Raw genomic sequence first — 15,116 nt, 5'->3', positions numbered from 1 at the left:
CGCGGCTGGAGCGCTCGACGAGCGTGCCGATCGCTGAGCGGCCTGTCCCGATGATCAGGTCGCCTTCCCAGTGCCCGGGGACGGCGCGGTCCTCAGCCTCTGCGGGACGCTCGCTGAGGACGACATCCGCGGTCACATGACCCTGCGCCTTGTTCCTGGACCGGGCTCGCGGCTCCCGCAGTGCGCGGCCCGTGCGCAGACAGGTCACCAGCTCGCGCTTGAGCCCGCCACGGCCCTGGATGAACAGCGACTGGTAGACCGCCTCGTGGCTGATCCGCATGGACTGATCATCGGGGAAGTCGACCTTCAACCGGTGCGCGATCTGCTCCGGGCTCCATGCCGTCGACCATCGCCGGTCCGCCCGGTGGGGCTTGTTCAGCCCCTCCCACGGCGGCGGTGTCGGACCCGGCACGATCGTGCCGTCGGGACGACGGACGTTCCCTGCGAGCCGGTCCTGCACGTACTCACGCAACCGGTCGTTGGTCACGAGCTTCGCGGTCTTCGGGCGTTTCGCGGCCTGCTGCGCCTTCCACTGCGCTACACCAGCGCGGTAGTCCTGCGTCCCGCTCCTGGTGGCCGCGTTGCGGCGTAGTTCGCGCGACACCGTCCCCGGGTCGCGACCGATCGCCCGGGCGATCTCACGACGCCCTTGTCCTTTGCACGCAGGATCGCGATCCCCTCGCGTTCCTCGAAGGTCAGATAGCGCCCTGTGGGCTCGGCAAGGCTGATCGGCGGCATGCCGCCAGCGTGACGAAACTAACGCATCCCCACCGGGACCGACACCCCGACAGCGATCGATGCCTCCGCCGTCGTAACGCCCGTGGCGATCTGTCGCCAGAACTGCCGCTGCACCACCCGCGAGGGGTCAGGTCGCCCCGGTGAGCGCATCGCCGGCCGCAACGCCCGATCAGCACGCCACTGCCGCCGCAGCCCCTCAGGCGCATCGCTCGTCTTCCTGCTCCAGTCGCTCGTCGCCACCACACACCTCCGTGATCAAGGTGTTGCGACGACCAGTTGAATCCGCCCTGACTCCCCGCGTCCGAGTGATGGATCAATCCGGCTGCGTCCCAACCGGTTTCGCTGACCTTCCTGGTGGTCAGGGCCTGGTGCAGCGCATCGGTGACCAACGGTGTCTGCTTGCCCGTGGCCACCCGCCAGCCCAGGATCCGGCGGGAGAAGACGTCGACGATGAACGCGACGTACACGAACCCGGTCAACGTCCACACGTACGAGAAGTCCGCGACCCACAGCTCGTCCGGGGCTGTCGGGGTGTCCCAGCCTCGCTTGACCAGGTCCGGGTGCCTGGTCGCCGAGCCCTCTGATCGGGTCGTGACGGTGGTGAGCCGGCCGCGTACGACACCGCGGATCCCGGCGATCCGCATGAGCCGGGCGACCTCGTCGCGGCCGACGTCGAGCTTGGCCCGTCGGGCTGCCTTCCACAGCTTTCGCGCCCCGTACACGCCCCAGTTCTCCACCCACAGGGTGTACAGAGCGTTGGCGAGGTAGGCGTCCTCCAGCACCGCCGCAGAGACCGTCGCAGCCTTGTGGGCGTAGTACGTGGACGGCGCGATCGGGACACCGTGCTCGGAGAGCACCGCGCAGATCGGTTCGACGCCGAACCGCTCCCGGTGGGAGTCGATGTAGGCCACGATCACTTGATTCTGCGGTCGAACTCCGCCTTGGCGAAATACGCGGCGCTGGTGGTCAGAATATCGACGGTACGGCGCAGTTCGGCGTTCTCCCGCCGCAGCTCTCGCACCTCCGACGCGTCAACGACCTCACCGGCCGGCGCCGGCCGTGAGGCCCGAGACTCGGCCTCGATCCAGTTCCGCAACGTCGCCGGGTTCACATCCAACAAAGCGCCAACGTGCCTGCGGGCGCCGACCTTGGAGTCGGTCCCTGACGCGAGCCAGTCGCGGTACATCCGCACCGCCCGCTCCACGAACTCGCTGTCGTACTTGCGTGCTGCTCCCATGACGAGAGTCTCCCTTGCTGAATCACCACCCTCCAGGAGATCCAGTGCGGTTCAATGAGAAGCGCCTCGACGACATCCCCAAGCGCCATTGGAACTCCTCGTCGCGAGACTGCCAATGGCCGGGGACTGGGGTGAACAGGCGGCGGTGTGACGCAGACCCAAGTCGACACACGTCATGGCAGAGCAGTCGTCCTCAGTCGGTGAGATTTGCGCTGACCGATTCCGAGAACTCCTGGGCTCTGCGTATGAGGTCGTCCTCGCTAAGGACGCCTTGGGGAGCCCAAGAGTTCATGTGGACGTACCTGCCCTCGGTGGCAGCCACAGTGATCCCGGCAGACCATTGCCCATCACCTAGGTCTAACTGCTCAGCGCCCGGCAGATCGCCGACTGCAACGGGCCGAGGGAGAGTGCCGCCTGCATCGATGTTCACCGAACCCCTCAACTCGGCCAAGGACGCGTAGACCGACACTGCATAGCCACGATTGACGTTCGTCTCCCCCGGCACCTGAAGGTAGTAGCACGAAGTCACTCCCTCATCTTGATGCGGCGCGACTTCGGTCAAGTGCAGTGGTTCCCGCTGACTCTCAGGAACGGCTGCAGCGCATAGGGCTTCGGGATCCAAGTCAGCCAAAGACAGAGCGGCCAAGGGCTTGTCGGCACTCTGGGTCGTCTCGTCACTGCTTGCCGAGCAGCCGACAAGCAGGACAGTCGTTGCAAGACTCATTAGAGGAAACGTGAAGTTCATGATCCCTTTCGAGAGAAGTGGGCACCCGTAGGCGGGAGCAGAAGAGATGAATCTCAAACATGGGGCTGGACCGACTGCTGCCCTTCGAGTGGGCTTTGGGCCGAGAGGCACCCTACCCAGACGCGGCCGTCAACAACGGCCATCGAACCTCACCAGATCGGCCCCATCCCGCCAGACCGAAGGACGAACAGGCGGCGCTACGACGCAACGCGACCCGCGAACGTTTGCGACAGGCCGGCAGTAGTCACGTGTCCAACATCCTGCGCAAGATCGGCGACGCAACCGCATCGAACTTGCGGGCCTGGCACAACGACCCCTGGGTCCAGACGAAGTCTGACGAGCCACCGCCGTCCGGGGACGCGTTGGCCAGGCGACGGAATGACGCGCGCAGACTCCGTCTGCTTCCGCGGAATTGACTACCGACCTGCGTCAGTCAGCCTGCCCGAGCAAGTGGAACCTGGAGCGACGAGGTGTCGGTGTTTCAGCGCATACTTTTAGCGTGCACATTCCTTCAATCCCGGGCTACGAAGTTCACGACGGACCGCGGACGCTAGGACGCCTTTGGGCCCACCCCGACGGCGACCATCCCGCCGGGCTCTGGCCGGAAGCGGAACTGCTGCGCATCTGTCCTGACCCGACGGGGTGGCTGACCATCGAGGAACATTTCCATCGCTCGGACGACATGTACGGAGGCACTCACTGCGTCCTCATCGACGATGGAGCCCGAGATCCCGTATTGCACTCGGGTACCCCTTGGGCGGGGCGAAGTGACATCGGCAAGGTCGAGGTCTGGAGCGACGGTAAGTTCTCCGACGGACTGACCGCCAGCCGCAACGGCGACGGCGGACTGGTCTTCTTCTCTGCTGTTCGTGAACACCACGGGTTCGTGATTCCCACCTTCGAGATCACGCCCACTTTCCTCTGGTACTGGGACGCGTTCCCAAGCGACCGCGGCTGGTCGTACTTCGACTCGGCAGGGCGCAGCGTCGAACTGATCCGGATCGCCATCTCCATGGAGGAATGGAAGGTCGAGGTCTCGGCTCTGGAGATGCGCACTTTCCTGGCCGCGTCGGGTCGTGAACTGCTTGTCCAGAAGGACTACACGCTCCTCACAACCGACGAGATCGACCCGTTCGCACGAGTCGACGCCAACCACCGCACGGCCTGGTCGAACTTCGACTGGTTCGCGATGGAGGACGACGGCCTCACGGATGTAACCGCGTTCTCAAACGTGATGGGTAAGTACGTCGTTTCGGGCGCGGTCACCGCACGCGTGCGCCGGCTCGATGCGCGGAACGCTGATAAGAACTACGTCGAGTACATCTTCGGGGTCGACCCTCGTACGGGCGACATGAGACGTCACACGTGCAACCCAAGGATGCTGGGCGACTACGCCGACAGTTCGCGCCTGCATTCTATGACTCCCGTCTACTTCAGCCGCGAAGTCCTCAACCGGTACGCGAGTGAGCCCAGCCGCTATAGGGTGACGGCCGGTCGAATCTGGTGCCTGGACCTCTGGGGCCTTGACATCAGCACCAACACGGCTGGACTGATTGAGGTCTACCTAGGCGAACTTGGGGCGCTGCCTGAAGGTGAACAGACGCATTGGCTCGCTCACAACGTCCCTCCCGAGGGAACGATGGACGAAGGGCGATTCCGCCGAGACTTCTTGAACCAGTCCGTTGGGTCACCCGACCCCGTCGGCGACCTTCGGCGAGCTCGACGCAGAGCCGCCGAGGCGACTAAGGCGCTGCTTGGTTCAGCGGCCTGGCGCGAACTTGATCCTCAGGCGGCTACCGAGTTCGAGGCGCTACTGGGCCCGACGAGCAACGATCCGTCTGCATTGACCGCTCCGACGATCACTCTCACCAAGTCCCTGGTCGATGGGATCGATCCCGCGCCGTTGAAGGAGTTCCTCGGTGGAAGCGAGCCCGGTGAGAAGTCGATTTCGCTCCTGCGCCGTCTACTTTCGTCGTTGGGTGACACCGAAGACGCTGCGGAGATCTTTGCTGCCCTCCAGGCGTTCCGTTCCGCAGGAGGGGTCGCTCACCTTGGCGGGTCGAAAGCCGGCGCCGCGAGCGCCAGGCTCGGCATCGACGGAATGGCGCCGCTGGAAGCATTCGCCCACATGACGGTGAACGTGACCAGTGCGCTGAACCACGTGGCTGACCTTGTCGAGGCGACCCCGAGAAGGCCGCAGGTCGAATCGAGCTGAGGCTTACGGCTGATCCGGAGGCTCCTCCAGCGTCTCGATTAGGTCAGCGAGGGGCGTGAACGGGAACGGTGCGCCAACGAACTGTGCTGGAGTTGGCTCGCGGGTTACGAACATGGCACGCACTTGGTACGGAGTTGCCGGGTCAGCGGTGGGTAGTTCAAGGGCCGTGGCGACCGAGTCCGCGTGCGGAGCGAGATCAGCAATTTTCCGAGACAACTGCGTTGCGTACGAAGGCTTCTTGTCATCTAGGAAGAAGCGATCCAGCATCCGACGAATATCCGCCAGCGCGAAGACATCAGTAGGGTCTTTGACCTCGAGGATCCAGATGTTCGGGTCCCCTGCACGCCCCGCGACGACGTCGATCTCAGTCTGCAGCGACGGGACCGCCAGCCTCTCCGGCTTTGTCTCCTTGATGTTCGAAACTACCCTCCAGCCTGCGTCGGCCAGGACCTTGCTGACTTGACGCTCGAGAGCCTGGTTCCGGGCATCGCGAGTCGCTTCCAACACCGTGTTCAACGCCGCCGGCGGCGCAGGCTGGCTCCAAGGTAACTGACCTTGTTTCAGGTACTGCAGGTAGATGTTCGCCGTAGCGAGGCAGAGGCGAGGAGACACCACGAGAAGGCCGTCAGAGCGCTGAGCGAGCGGCTGAATCATCAGCCTGCGCTTCCTGCTACGGACCTGCCAAGGCTTCCAGTCCGTGGCCGACAGCTCAGCTGAAGTGCTGGTGACGTGCTTGATCGCCTCGAGGACGCGCTTCTGGGCGACCTCAGTCTTCACGCCTTCGGGGTGGATCGAGTGCTCCATCACCCGATCTGCCAGCGCGTCTGGAGCGATCACAACAGCATCGGGGTCTGCAGGTGCGAGGGGCCAGCTTCCGGCGGTGGTAAGCACGCCGAAAACGTCCGTCGCGGATGCTCCGAAAGCATTGAGCATGGCCTCGTTGATGCCCGCCGGGATGGGTTCTGCGTCGGTGCCGTCCGACTCCTCAGGCGGGTCATTCTTCTCTTCGTCTTTGGGAGCGCTGCTTTCCTTCCGCTTCGGCGCGAGTCGGGCGCGGGCATAGGCCTGATTGTCGAAGTTGTAACCGGATCCGTTGCCCGAGATTGTCCCACCGCGATCGCTCGAGGCGGCCGGCTTCGTCGAGAGTTCAAACGACGTGCTGATCTCCAGAACCGTTTCGCCGACTTGGTGGTGAATCGCTTCGCTGCGCGTCGTCGCCGCGAGGTACACGCGCGCAGCGGCGAGGATCTCACTCCAGGTGAGGTCGTCGACAGGAGCCGACCCGGACGGTGCGCTCCGGAGCGCTGCTTCCATCGCCAGCTCGATACAGCGCCTCAGCGTGCTGAGTTCACTCTCGGAAGCATGGAGTCGCTCCAGCGGGTCCCAGCCGACCCGCAAGACGTCGGTCGCGTGCTGGGCAGTGATCTGCGCCCGGGACTTGTGTGCGAGGCACCGTTCGATCTGCTCCATCCCGAACTGCAGGAGTTCGTCCATAGAGTGGCTCGCCAGAGCAGCATCAAGAATGGCGAGTGCGGTAGGTGCGAGCACGTCCCGGTCAATCGCCTTGGCAGGAGTGCCGCGGTACTCGCCGGGTTCAATGCCGGCAGCGCTCACGGCTTCGGCGACCTTGCGGTCGACGACCGACACGAGAGCTTCGTTAAGGGGAACCGGGTTGCTGAAGTGGTTCCTCGACGTCAGCGGACGGAGTGTCTCTACGGCGAAGGTCGGGGGACCGCTCATGATCGCCGCCTTGATGGCGTCGCTCGCGACTCGGGAAACGCCAGCCGCACAGGCCGCGTCAGCGATCACCGCTGCCATCGACCCTTGGAACGCCGCAGTCACGTCGAAGTTGTCATCCAGGGTCGGATCCAGGTCGACCTCGACTTCAACGGTGATAACACCGTCTGGCTTGTCGGGTGACTTATACGCACCTGTGGGTGACGTACGTAGAAGGCGGAACTCGCCGCCGCCCGAAGAGGCGGTGGTCAGGTTGAAGACGTATCCGCGAACATCGGTGTCTCGGTGAGCCTCAACCCAGACATGGGTGATCTGCTCGAAAGCGTAGGAGAGCCCGATGGCCAGGTCAGACAGGAACGCGAACTGCTCCTCCGGCCAACCCGTCCGCAGTGCCTCGACGGCAACAGGAACCTCACTGACATGGACCGACCAACCGATCGGGTCCGGCGCCTTGTGGCGCCCCCTCCAGGCCTCTACCGGCGTGGAGTCTCGGACGCGTCCGGCGAGGAGTCGGGGGCCGACGTTATCGTCTTCGGGGTCGGCTTCCAGATCTCGCAGGGGGGGCAAGCCCAAGCGAGCAAGCGCTACCTCGACGGGAGTGCGCTTCGCGCCAAGCACCCACTCCGCGGTTCCCCAGTGAGGCGTGATCATCATCAGACTTGGCGCCTGGCCGCCGGAGAAGAAGCTCTGGCCGTTGGACCGCCACCACTCCCAGATATTGATCGCTTCCCATCCCATGAACTGTGGAAGGTCGGGTCTGGACATGTCGCGGCAGTAGTTGAAGAGGTCCAACTCGGAGTCCGCCGTTTTCGACATCCAACGCAGGTCGTCCAACGACACCGCGGGAAGACCGGGCCGCACGAACGCGGCGATGTGGCTTGGACTCGCGACGACGAGAAGAGGGACGACCTCGGCTCCCGGTCGCAATGTCATCTCGCCGTACGTCATGGAGACCTTGCGGGGGTTGGCTGGGTCGGACGCTGCCGACTTTGTTGCGCGCAGCGTTTCCGGTTCCTCCGGCATCTCGAACAGCTCGACGCTCAGTTCACTCATAACTTGCACCAGAACGAAGTGCCTCCCAGTGGGCGACGAGGCCCACTGGACTACGTTGCGCGGCGACGCCATCGGTGCGCCCTCATAGTCGGGCGGCCCGAAGACGTCACCAAACCTCCACAGGGCGTAGCGGGCCTCAGCCGCGCTGACTTCTGCGAAGCGTCGGCGTGCAACAGGATCAGTTGCCACCTGAGCGGCCAACTCGCCGACTGCTTGAGCCAGGGCGCCAGGAACGAAGTGGAGCGGCAACCAGCGCGGCTCCACCCAGGACGGGTCCTCAACTCGAAGGAAGCGTCCGACCGGACTCTGCCGCGACCCGGGGTCATAGGACAAGGCTGCGGAAGTGCACGTGATCCAGTTCAGCGCGAGGCGGTGCCGATCAGTAGGGAGCAGATCCTCAGGCGTGCCGAGGGCGAGAAGTCGCTCGGCGGACTCGACTTCCTCAGTCGTCACGACCGTGTCCCCGTTGAGATCGATGTCGCCCTCCGGCCACGACTCCGCGACGGTAGCGATGGCCGTGTCCTGGTAACCAAGAACGACGTCAAGCAAGTCTCGGACCCCGAAGCCGATGCGGTCAATCAGGAGCGGATCGATCGCCTTCGAAACCAGCAGCGCGCGGTCGATGTCGGCGACCGGGCGCTCGATGTCGCCTGGGCCGATGCGCAGCGTGTAGTCCGAGATCCGAACCCGGACGTTGTCGCGAGGGTCTTCGGGGAGGTAGTCCTCGTACATGTAGATGTTGCCGATCGACTCGGCAGCTCGCTCGAGGAGGTCGTGCAGAACGCCGGGTTCGGCGTGCCTGCCGGATAGGCCCGTCGTCTTGGACGCGAGTTCTACCAGGTGGCCGACGCGGACCCACTTGTGCCTGACGGCCGGGGACGCGCCAGCTGCAGCAAGCAGGAGCCAGAGGCTCTCCGAGTCGAATTGGCCGATGTGGCGGCGCAGAGCCTTCCGCCTGCGGTTCGGTCGTGCTTTGCCCATGAACTGCCACCTTCGAGCCAGTGTCTGATCCCGGTCCTCCCTACGAGCTGGACCGCACGATAGCCGTAAGGACCGACACCCTGGGTCGTCCCACACACTGTCCCGACAACACCGGAACGAAGGGCAGCTCTCGCAGACCGGGGCAGGACTTCCACAGTGTGGCGTTGGGACCCCCTTCGCGGTCTCTTGCCGCGTCACTCGGGTCGGTCAGTTGTTCCTCTAAGTGGGCGGTGTGACGCGAGCCCGACGTCCCGATTGGTCGCGATGCCGCGCGGTGCTTGGCCGACATCGCCGCCTGTGCCAGCGGTGAGCTTGGTCGCGAGGTCGCCGCAGGTCATGGACTTTCGGGAACTACCCACTCTGTGATGTCTCAAGGCATCGGCAACACCCGGACCCTCAAGGTCCGGGTGTTGTCGTTTGTTGGGGCTGGTACGTCCGGCTGGGGTCGAGGGCGAGTTCTCGCCCTACGAGGGCACCGCGGCCAGGTACTGCGGCTGGAACCTGGGCGAACGCCTGCACAGGGTCGTTGTGGGCCGGGTCGGCCTTGCTGACGAGGCGGCCGCTGACGCTTGGCACGGCGACCTCGCCGACCCACCGCATCAGGCAACCAGCTCGGGTGGTGCAGGGCTGCGGCGACGTGCCTCGTGGCGCTCCCTGACCATCCGGCGAGGGTCGACGGCCGAGACATAGGTGCAGAAGCCCACCGAGGAGTCCTCGGTCGTCAGGGTCCCCCGCAGCTCGAGGGCCGGATGGAAGACGTCCTGAACCTCGGTCGGCGGAAGCGCGAAGAGGCCGGCCTCGGCGGACGTGATCTCGACCTTCACGAGGTCGTCGGTCAGCCGCCCGAAGGTCGGGGAGGCACCGAACGCCTGGGCGATCTCGTCGGCACTTCGAGCGGGGACGCTGCCGCGCTCCTCCACATCGCGCCAGAACCGTTATGCCGCAGCCACATTCCCGTCGGGCCGCACCGACACGCGGGCCTTGGCCCCCGGACCGACGAAGCCGATGTCGCCACGGCTGAAGCCGAAGGACACCTCGGTGGCGGTGACGAATCGGCGGGGGTCCGCCTTCGGTGACTCGCTGACCAAGACGATCGCGTCCGAGATGTCGCGGAGCGTCAGGTCGCCACCGTCCGGGCGGAAGGGGGCCAGGAAGTCCTCGGCGATGGCGCGAGCCTTGTCCGGCTCGACGCCGACATCGGCGGCTCCGTCGAGCTCGTCACTGGCGAGGAGCTCGAAGCGGAAGGAGCGGCTCGCGGCATACACCTCGACGAGGTGAAGAGCGCTGCGACCGGTGTGCCACAGGCCTTCTCGTTCGAGGCGCACGCCTCCGAGGCGCTCGCCCAATTCGGCGAGCTCGTGCTCGTCCCAGGGCTTGGTCACGGTGGTGAGCAGTGGGTAGGCATCCGGGAGCCGGAGCTTCGGGAGGTTGATGGTGACGGGCATGACGGTCTCCTTGCTGAAACGTTGGGGTGGTGGTCAGCACGCGCCGCGCGCGTACCAGAGGGTGGTCGGGTTGGTCGGGTCGTTGCCCACGGATCCCTTGCCCCACCAGTGGTCGTTGTAGGTGTCGCTGCGGTTGCCGTCGGCGCGCAGATAGGCCCACTGAGTGGCCGATCCCTCGGTGTCCTGCGCGGCGCGGATCCACGCCTGACGGACCGTGCGGCCGGCGTTGAGGTACTGCGCGAAGAGCCGACCTCGGTTGGACTCGTCCGCGGTCACGGTGTGAAAGCCGCACAACAGGTGGAGACCGCGGAAGACCGGCCAACCCCAGCGGTCGAAGACGCCCTTCTCCTCGAGCACGAGGCAGGCATCGAGCGCCACGAACTCGAGGTCCCGATCCCCCCAGATGATCTCGGTGTTGCTCGCGACGGAGTTGTCGACCTTCCGGCCGAAGTGGAATCCCCCCTGGCTGCCGTGGCCCGAGAAGAAGACTGCGTCGACGTTGTCCGCCCAGGTCGTGTCGGTACCGGCGCTCGGCGTGCCCCGACCCTGCTGCTCGAAGTCCACGTCCCAGGCCGCGTCATCGCCCCAGTTGAAGCGCCGCACGGCTGAGAGCGTGTTGTAGAAGCCCTCCGCCTGCGTCTTGGTGTTAGTCAGATTGCCCGAGAGTCCGTTGTACTTCTTGACCCATTCGATGCCGATCCATCCCATGGCCATCCCCCTTGAATCATGGTGTCCCGTACCCGCAGATCGGGCGCGGCACTGGTGAGGAGGCGGGGGAGTTGCCCCTGATACGTGCATCAGGCGGCGGGGTGGTCGATCCCTGAGCATGGACCTCGACCGGGCTCCAGGAGCTCTGGCATGCCGACGCGATGCGCCGCCACTGACGCGAATCTATGTCTCGCACTGGAAGTCCAAGCTCCCGACCGGGTTGTCGCGGGAGCCGTGGTACCTCGCCGACCGAGGCCTCCTCTGGTTAGCGTGAGGCATGACCTCCGAGCCCGCCGCCCTCCTCGCCACGCTGGCAACCCTCTCGACGACCAGCCTGATCGATGCCGCGCCTGCGCTCCGCGTGCTGCCGCACGAGATCCGGCCGATCGTGCCGGGGCGCCGGTTCGCCGGGCGGGTGGTCACCGCTCGCGCCGATCGTGACCTCCGGCCGGTCATCGCCGCGCTGCGCACCACGGAGGCCGGCGATGTGCTCGTCGTCGATGCGAGCGACGGGGAGCGAGCCGTGGCGGGTGAACTCTTCGCCTCCGAGGCGCAGCGTCGTGGGCTCGCGGCCCTCGTCGTGAGCGGTCGAACCCGGGACACGGCGACGGTCGCGAAGTTGGCGATTCCGGTGTGGTCCAGCGGTTTTGCACCCAATGCGTATGCCGCGACGGCCGAGCCGGTCGCCAACCCGGTGCTCGACATGGGCGGCGTCCGCGTGGCGCCCGGCGACCTGATCGTCGGCGACGACGACGGGTTGGTTGTGGGGACCGCCCAGGAGTTCGAGGCGGCGCTTCCGCGGGCGCGCGAGATCGAGGACCGCGAGTCCGCGCTGCAGCAGACGATCCTGGGTGGCTCCTCCCTTTTCGACCACTTCTCATGACCCGCTTCGCGCGCCGCGCCGAGCGGGTGCAGCCCTCGGCCATCCGTGAGTTCCTCGCCCTGGCCGGTCAGCCGGGGATCACGTCCTTCGCCGGCGGCTACCCCGATCCCACGCTCTTCCCCATCGAGCAGTTGCACAAGATCTACGACGACCTGCTCACGCCGGCGAATGCGTCGGCGCTGCAGTACACCGCCTCGGACGGCACGCCCGAGTTGCGAGCCCTCGTTGCGGGGCGGCTCACCGCGGACGGTATGCCGTGCGCCCCCGACGACGTGCTCATCACCCAAGGTGGTCAGCAGGGTCTCGACCTGGTGGCCAAACTCTTCATCGATGCCGGCGACGTGATCGTCTGCGAACGCCCCACCTTCCTGGGTGCGCTCATCGCCTTCAATCCGTGCGAACCGGCCTACGCGTCGGTGCCGATGGACGACGAGGGTCTGGACACCGACGCGCTCGAGCAGGTGTTGCGGACCACGCAGCGGGTCAAGCTGATCTACACCGTCCCCGACTTCCAGAACCCGACCGGTCGCACGATGAGCCTGGCGCGGCGCCGCCGACTGGTGGAGTTGGCGGACGAGTTCGACGTCATGGTCCTCGAGGACACGCCATACCGCGAGCTGCGTTACGACGGGGAGCGGCTGCCCAGCATCAAGAGCCTCGACACCAGTGGGCGGGTCATCCATCTTGGGAGCTTCTCCAAGATTCTCGCGCCCGGCCTGCGCCTGGGATGGGTGCTCGCCGAGCCCGAGATCCGCGAGAATCTCAGTCTGCTCAAGCTCGCCGCCGACACCCAGAACGGGACGCTCAACATGCGGGCGGCCGCGGCATACCTCTCCGGATTCGACATCGAAGCCCACATCGCCGGGATGCTCCCGACCTATCGGCACCAGCGCGACCTCATGCTCGCCAGCATCGAGGAGCACTTCCCCGCCGGAGTGCGGTGGACCAGGCCCGATGGTGGGCTCTTCACCTGGGTGACCTTCCCCGAGGGCCTCGACACGGCTGCCTTCCAGCGCGATCACCTCATCCCGCGCGCGGGCGTGATCCTCGTGCCCAGCGCCCCCTTCTTCGCGACCGAGCCCGAGGTCAACCATGCCCGGATGAGCTTCTCCGGAGTGCCGGATGATCGCCTGGTCGCAGGTGTCACGGCCATGGGTGGCCTGCTGCGCGAGGTGCTCGCCTAACCGGTCATGGCGTCCAGAAATGCCTGGGGCGGAACGAAATACATCGCACCGGTCGTTGCGGTCACGAAGTCGAGCAAGTGGTCGTAGTTGCCGTCGGCGTCAGCTGTGATCATCTGGCGCAAGGAGGTGGTGAGCGTCGACGCCTCGGCAGCGAACCCGACGAACATCGTGCCGTGCTCCTTGGCGGTGCCGATGGCGCGATTTTGACGGAACATCTTGATCTCGGTGCCGTCGATCTCGACCTTGCTCTTCACGTTGTGCGCAAAGGGCTTCTTCTCGGCGTCGGGGATCTCGATGTCGTCGAACTTGGTGCGGCCGATGACGCCCTCCTGGTCCTCGATGGTCAGGGCATTCCACTCGGCCTGGCGGTCGAGGTAGGTCTGGATGAGGAGATGGGTTCCCCCGGCATACGTGCCGCTCGGGACGAGCACTGCCGCCACCCGCTCGGTGCCGCGCGGGTTCTCCGTGCCGTCGACGAAGTTGATGAGGTCGCGGTCGTCGAGGTACTTGAAGCCACGCTGGTCCTCGACGCAGTCCGCGATCGGGGCGAACAACCGGGCAATGGGCACCGCAGTCGCAAGGAGGGAGACCGTGCACGCGACGAGCGCTGCGAGGGCACAGGCGAGCACCGTCGCCCCGCCCGGCCGACCCGAAGAGTTGCAGGCACACGGCATCCCCCGTGAGGGCGCCGATGGCGCCCGTGATGGTGCCCCGGGCGGGGTCACCCTCGAGCACCGTGGCCGTCGAAGGGGCTCAGGCTGCGGTGAGCAGTTCGGTGAGGTGACGTTCCATGGGGCTGAGGTCTCGGAGGTCGCGGAGGTCGGGCTGGTCGGGCTCGTGGCGATGTCCCGCTTCAGACTTTCTGGCAGGCCGGTTATGAGGGCATGATCGGCGCCTGAGTCAGGGAGGTGTGCCATGGGGCGACCACCGGTGATTCCGCCGGAGAAGAAGTCCCGGATCGTGTTGAGCATCCTTGCCGGGGAGGTCTCGATCGCCGAGGCCGCCCGCAAGGAGAAGGTGTCCGAGCAGTCGATTGGGCGGTGGAAGGCCGAGTTCATCGAGGCCGGCAAGTCCGCCTTGGCTGCTGGGAAGACCGGTCCGTCGACTCGGGAGGCCCAGCTGGAGGCCGAGGTTGATGACCTGACCCGGGCGCTGGGTGAGGCCGCGGTCGAGATCCGGGTGTGGAAGAAGAGCGCGGAGGGCCGTTTGGGCCCTTCACGGACCTCGAGGTAGTCCGCGTCAGCGAGGGGATGCCGACCGCGAGGTTCACCCAGCTGGTCGGCATCCCGGAACGGACGTACCGGCGGTGGCAGGCCAAGGCCAGGGCTGGGCATCCGCCGAAAGGACCGTGGCCGGCGCCGGCCCGCGACGCGCACCGGGAGGTCGTGACGTCGCTGGCTGGGCAGCATCCGGCATGGGGACATCGGAAGGTGTGGGCCATGGCCCGCCACGCCGGACACCGGCTCTCCCAGTCGACCGTTCTTCGGGTGCTCGCCGAGGAAGGCCTGCTCCTGTCCGCGTCCTACCAGCGGGAACGACGTCAACTCGCCGCAGCCCGCAAGGCCGCGTTCGCGGCGCCTCCGACCGGGCCGAACATGGTGTGGCAGTTCGACTTCAGCGAGTACGAGACCACCACCGGCGGAACCTGGCGAGTCGCCGGCGTCGCGGACTACTGGTCGAAGTACGAGTTCGGGTGGCACTGGTCGCCGACGGCGAACAAGCACGACGCGATCGAGGCCGTCGAGCTGGCGCTGGCCGAGGCCGAGCGGCTGCTCCCGGACGGGCAGTCGCTCATCGAGTACCTGACCGACCCCGACACCGGCGAGATCGTCCCGATCACCCTGGTCACCGACAACGGCGGCCCGTTCCGTTCGTTCGTTTTCGAGTCCTTCATCACCAAGCGACCCGAGCTGCGTCACGTCCGCACCCGCGTGAGGTCGCCGGGCCAAAACGGCGTGCGAGAGCGCGCGTTCCAGTCGCTGAAGTACGAGCGGCTGTACCGCGAGCAGATCGACGACGCCCTCGACCTGGTCCGAGAAGCCGAGACGTTCCGCATCGAGTTCAACACCCACCGGCCGCACGAGGCGCTGGCCTGGAACAGGCCCCGAGAGGTCCACTTGGGCCTCGCTGACCCGGCGACACCCAACTTTCCCGAGCCCGAAAACCTGCCAACTTCTTGACGCGGGACAG

The 15,116-nt window shown here is 66.0% G+C and carries 12 protein-coding genes, 2 pseudogenes and 1 other annotated feature; of the genes and pseudogenes, 5 read left to right on the top strand and 9 right to left on the bottom strand.

The features are described 5' to 3' along the window. From BN10_RS15105 to BN10_RS16995, 4 genes and pseudogenes are all read right to left on the bottom strand, one after another. Positions 1-888 (bottom strand): annotated as a pseudogene (locus BN10_RS15105) (IS30 family transposase); the annotation flags it as partial. A 128-nt stretch (positions 889-1,016) separates the two neighbouring features. Further along, positions 1,017-1,649 (bottom strand): annotated as a pseudogene (locus tag BN10_RS17905) (DDE-type integrase/transposase/recombinase); the annotation flags it as partial. Continuing rightward, positions 1,563-1,694 (bottom strand) — a sequence feature (AL1L pseudoknot). (Overlaps the previous pseudogene by 87 nt.) Further along, the gene (locus BN10_RS15095) at positions 1,652-1,975 is read right to left on the bottom strand and encodes a transposase (protein ID WP_010852107.1); all 324 of its coding nucleotides are present in this window, start codon (positions 1,973-1,975) and stop codon (positions 1,652-1,654) included. (Overlaps the previous feature by 43 nt.) A gap of 193 nt (positions 1,976-2,168) precedes the next feature. Beyond that, positions 2,169-2,720 (bottom strand): DUF3558 domain-containing protein, encoded by a 552-nt coding sequence (locus BN10_RS16995; RefSeq protein ID WP_010852106.1) that lies wholly within the window; start codon positions 2,718-2,720, stop codon positions 2,169-2,171. Between the two features lie 499 nt (positions 2,721-3,219). On the opposite strand from BN10_RS16995, the gene BN10_RS15085 reads away from it, so the two are divergent. Further along, complete coding sequence (locus BN10_RS15085) at positions 3,220-4,935, top strand: hypothetical protein (protein ID WP_010852104.1); 1,716 nt, start codon at positions 3,220-3,222, stop codon at positions 4,933-4,935. Positions 4,936-4,938: 3 nt separating this feature from the next. On the opposite strand, the gene BN10_RS15080 is transcribed toward BN10_RS15085, so the two are convergent. The 4 genes from BN10_RS15080 to BN10_RS15065 form a co-directional block, all read right to left on the bottom strand. Further along, entirely contained in the window at positions 4,939-8,706 is a 3,768-nt protein-coding gene (locus tag BN10_RS15080; RefSeq protein WP_010852103.1) for a hypothetical protein, read from the bottom strand. Between the two features lie 599 nt (positions 8,707-9,305). Then, positions 9,306-9,626 (bottom strand): hypothetical protein, encoded by a 321-nt coding sequence (locus tag BN10_RS15075; RefSeq protein WP_010852101.1) that lies wholly within the window; start codon positions 9,624-9,626, stop codon positions 9,306-9,308. Between the two features lie 15 nt (positions 9,627-9,641). Beyond that, entirely contained in the window at positions 9,642-10,151 is a 510-nt protein-coding gene (locus BN10_RS15070; RefSeq protein WP_010852100.1) for a hypothetical protein, read from the bottom strand. A 33-nt stretch (positions 10,152-10,184) separates the two neighbouring features. Next, entirely contained in the window at positions 10,185-10,859 is a 675-nt protein-coding gene (locus BN10_RS15065; RefSeq protein WP_010852099.1) for a DUF6345 domain-containing protein, read from the bottom strand. Positions 10,860-11,136: 277 nt separating this feature from the next. Between BN10_RS15065 and BN10_RS15060 the strand changes: the two genes are divergently transcribed. Next, positions 11,137-11,742 carry an RraA family protein gene (locus BN10_RS15060; RefSeq protein ID WP_010852098.1) on the top strand — a complete coding sequence of 202 codons (606 nt, stop codon included), beginning with the start codon at positions 11,137-11,139 and terminating at the stop codon, positions 11,740-11,742. Next, positions 11,739-12,926, top strand: a complete 1,188-nt coding sequence (locus BN10_RS15055; protein WP_010852097.1) for an aminotransferase-like domain-containing protein — start codon at positions 11,739-11,741, stop codon at positions 12,924-12,926. The genes BN10_RS15060 and BN10_RS15055 overlap by 4 nt, the downstream gene beginning before the upstream one ends. Here BN10_RS15055 and BN10_RS15050 read toward each other — a convergent pair. After that, positions 12,923-13,555 (bottom strand): Dyp-type peroxidase, encoded by a 633-nt coding sequence (locus BN10_RS15050; RefSeq protein WP_010852096.1) that lies wholly within the window; start codon positions 13,553-13,555, stop codon positions 12,923-12,925. The two genes, BN10_RS15055 and BN10_RS15050, sit on opposite strands and share 4 nt — an antisense overlap. Positions 13,556-13,841: 286 nt before the next feature. On the opposite strand from BN10_RS15050, the gene BN10_RS15040 reads away from it, so the two are divergent. After that, positions 13,842-14,159 (top strand): helix-turn-helix domain-containing protein, encoded by a 318-nt coding sequence (locus BN10_RS15040; RefSeq protein WP_010850074.1) that lies wholly within the window; start codon positions 13,842-13,844, stop codon positions 14,157-14,159. Between the two features lie 206 nt (positions 14,160-14,365). Further along, positions 14,366-15,106 carry an integrase core domain-containing protein gene (locus BN10_RS15035; RefSeq protein ID WP_324603510.1) on the top strand — a complete coding sequence of 247 codons (741 nt, stop codon included), beginning with the start codon at positions 14,366-14,368 and terminating at the stop codon, positions 15,104-15,106. The last annotated feature ends 10 nt before the right edge of the window (positions 15,107-15,116 follow it).

It is taken from the genome of Phycicoccus elongatus Lp2, from assembly GCF_000367525.1.
Lineage (GTDB): Bacteria > Actinomycetota > Actinomycetes > Actinomycetales > Dermatophilaceae > Phycicoccus_A > Phycicoccus_A elongatus.
Note: the sequence above shows the minus strand (reverse complement) of the source record. Positions and strands in the feature narration are given on the sequence as shown.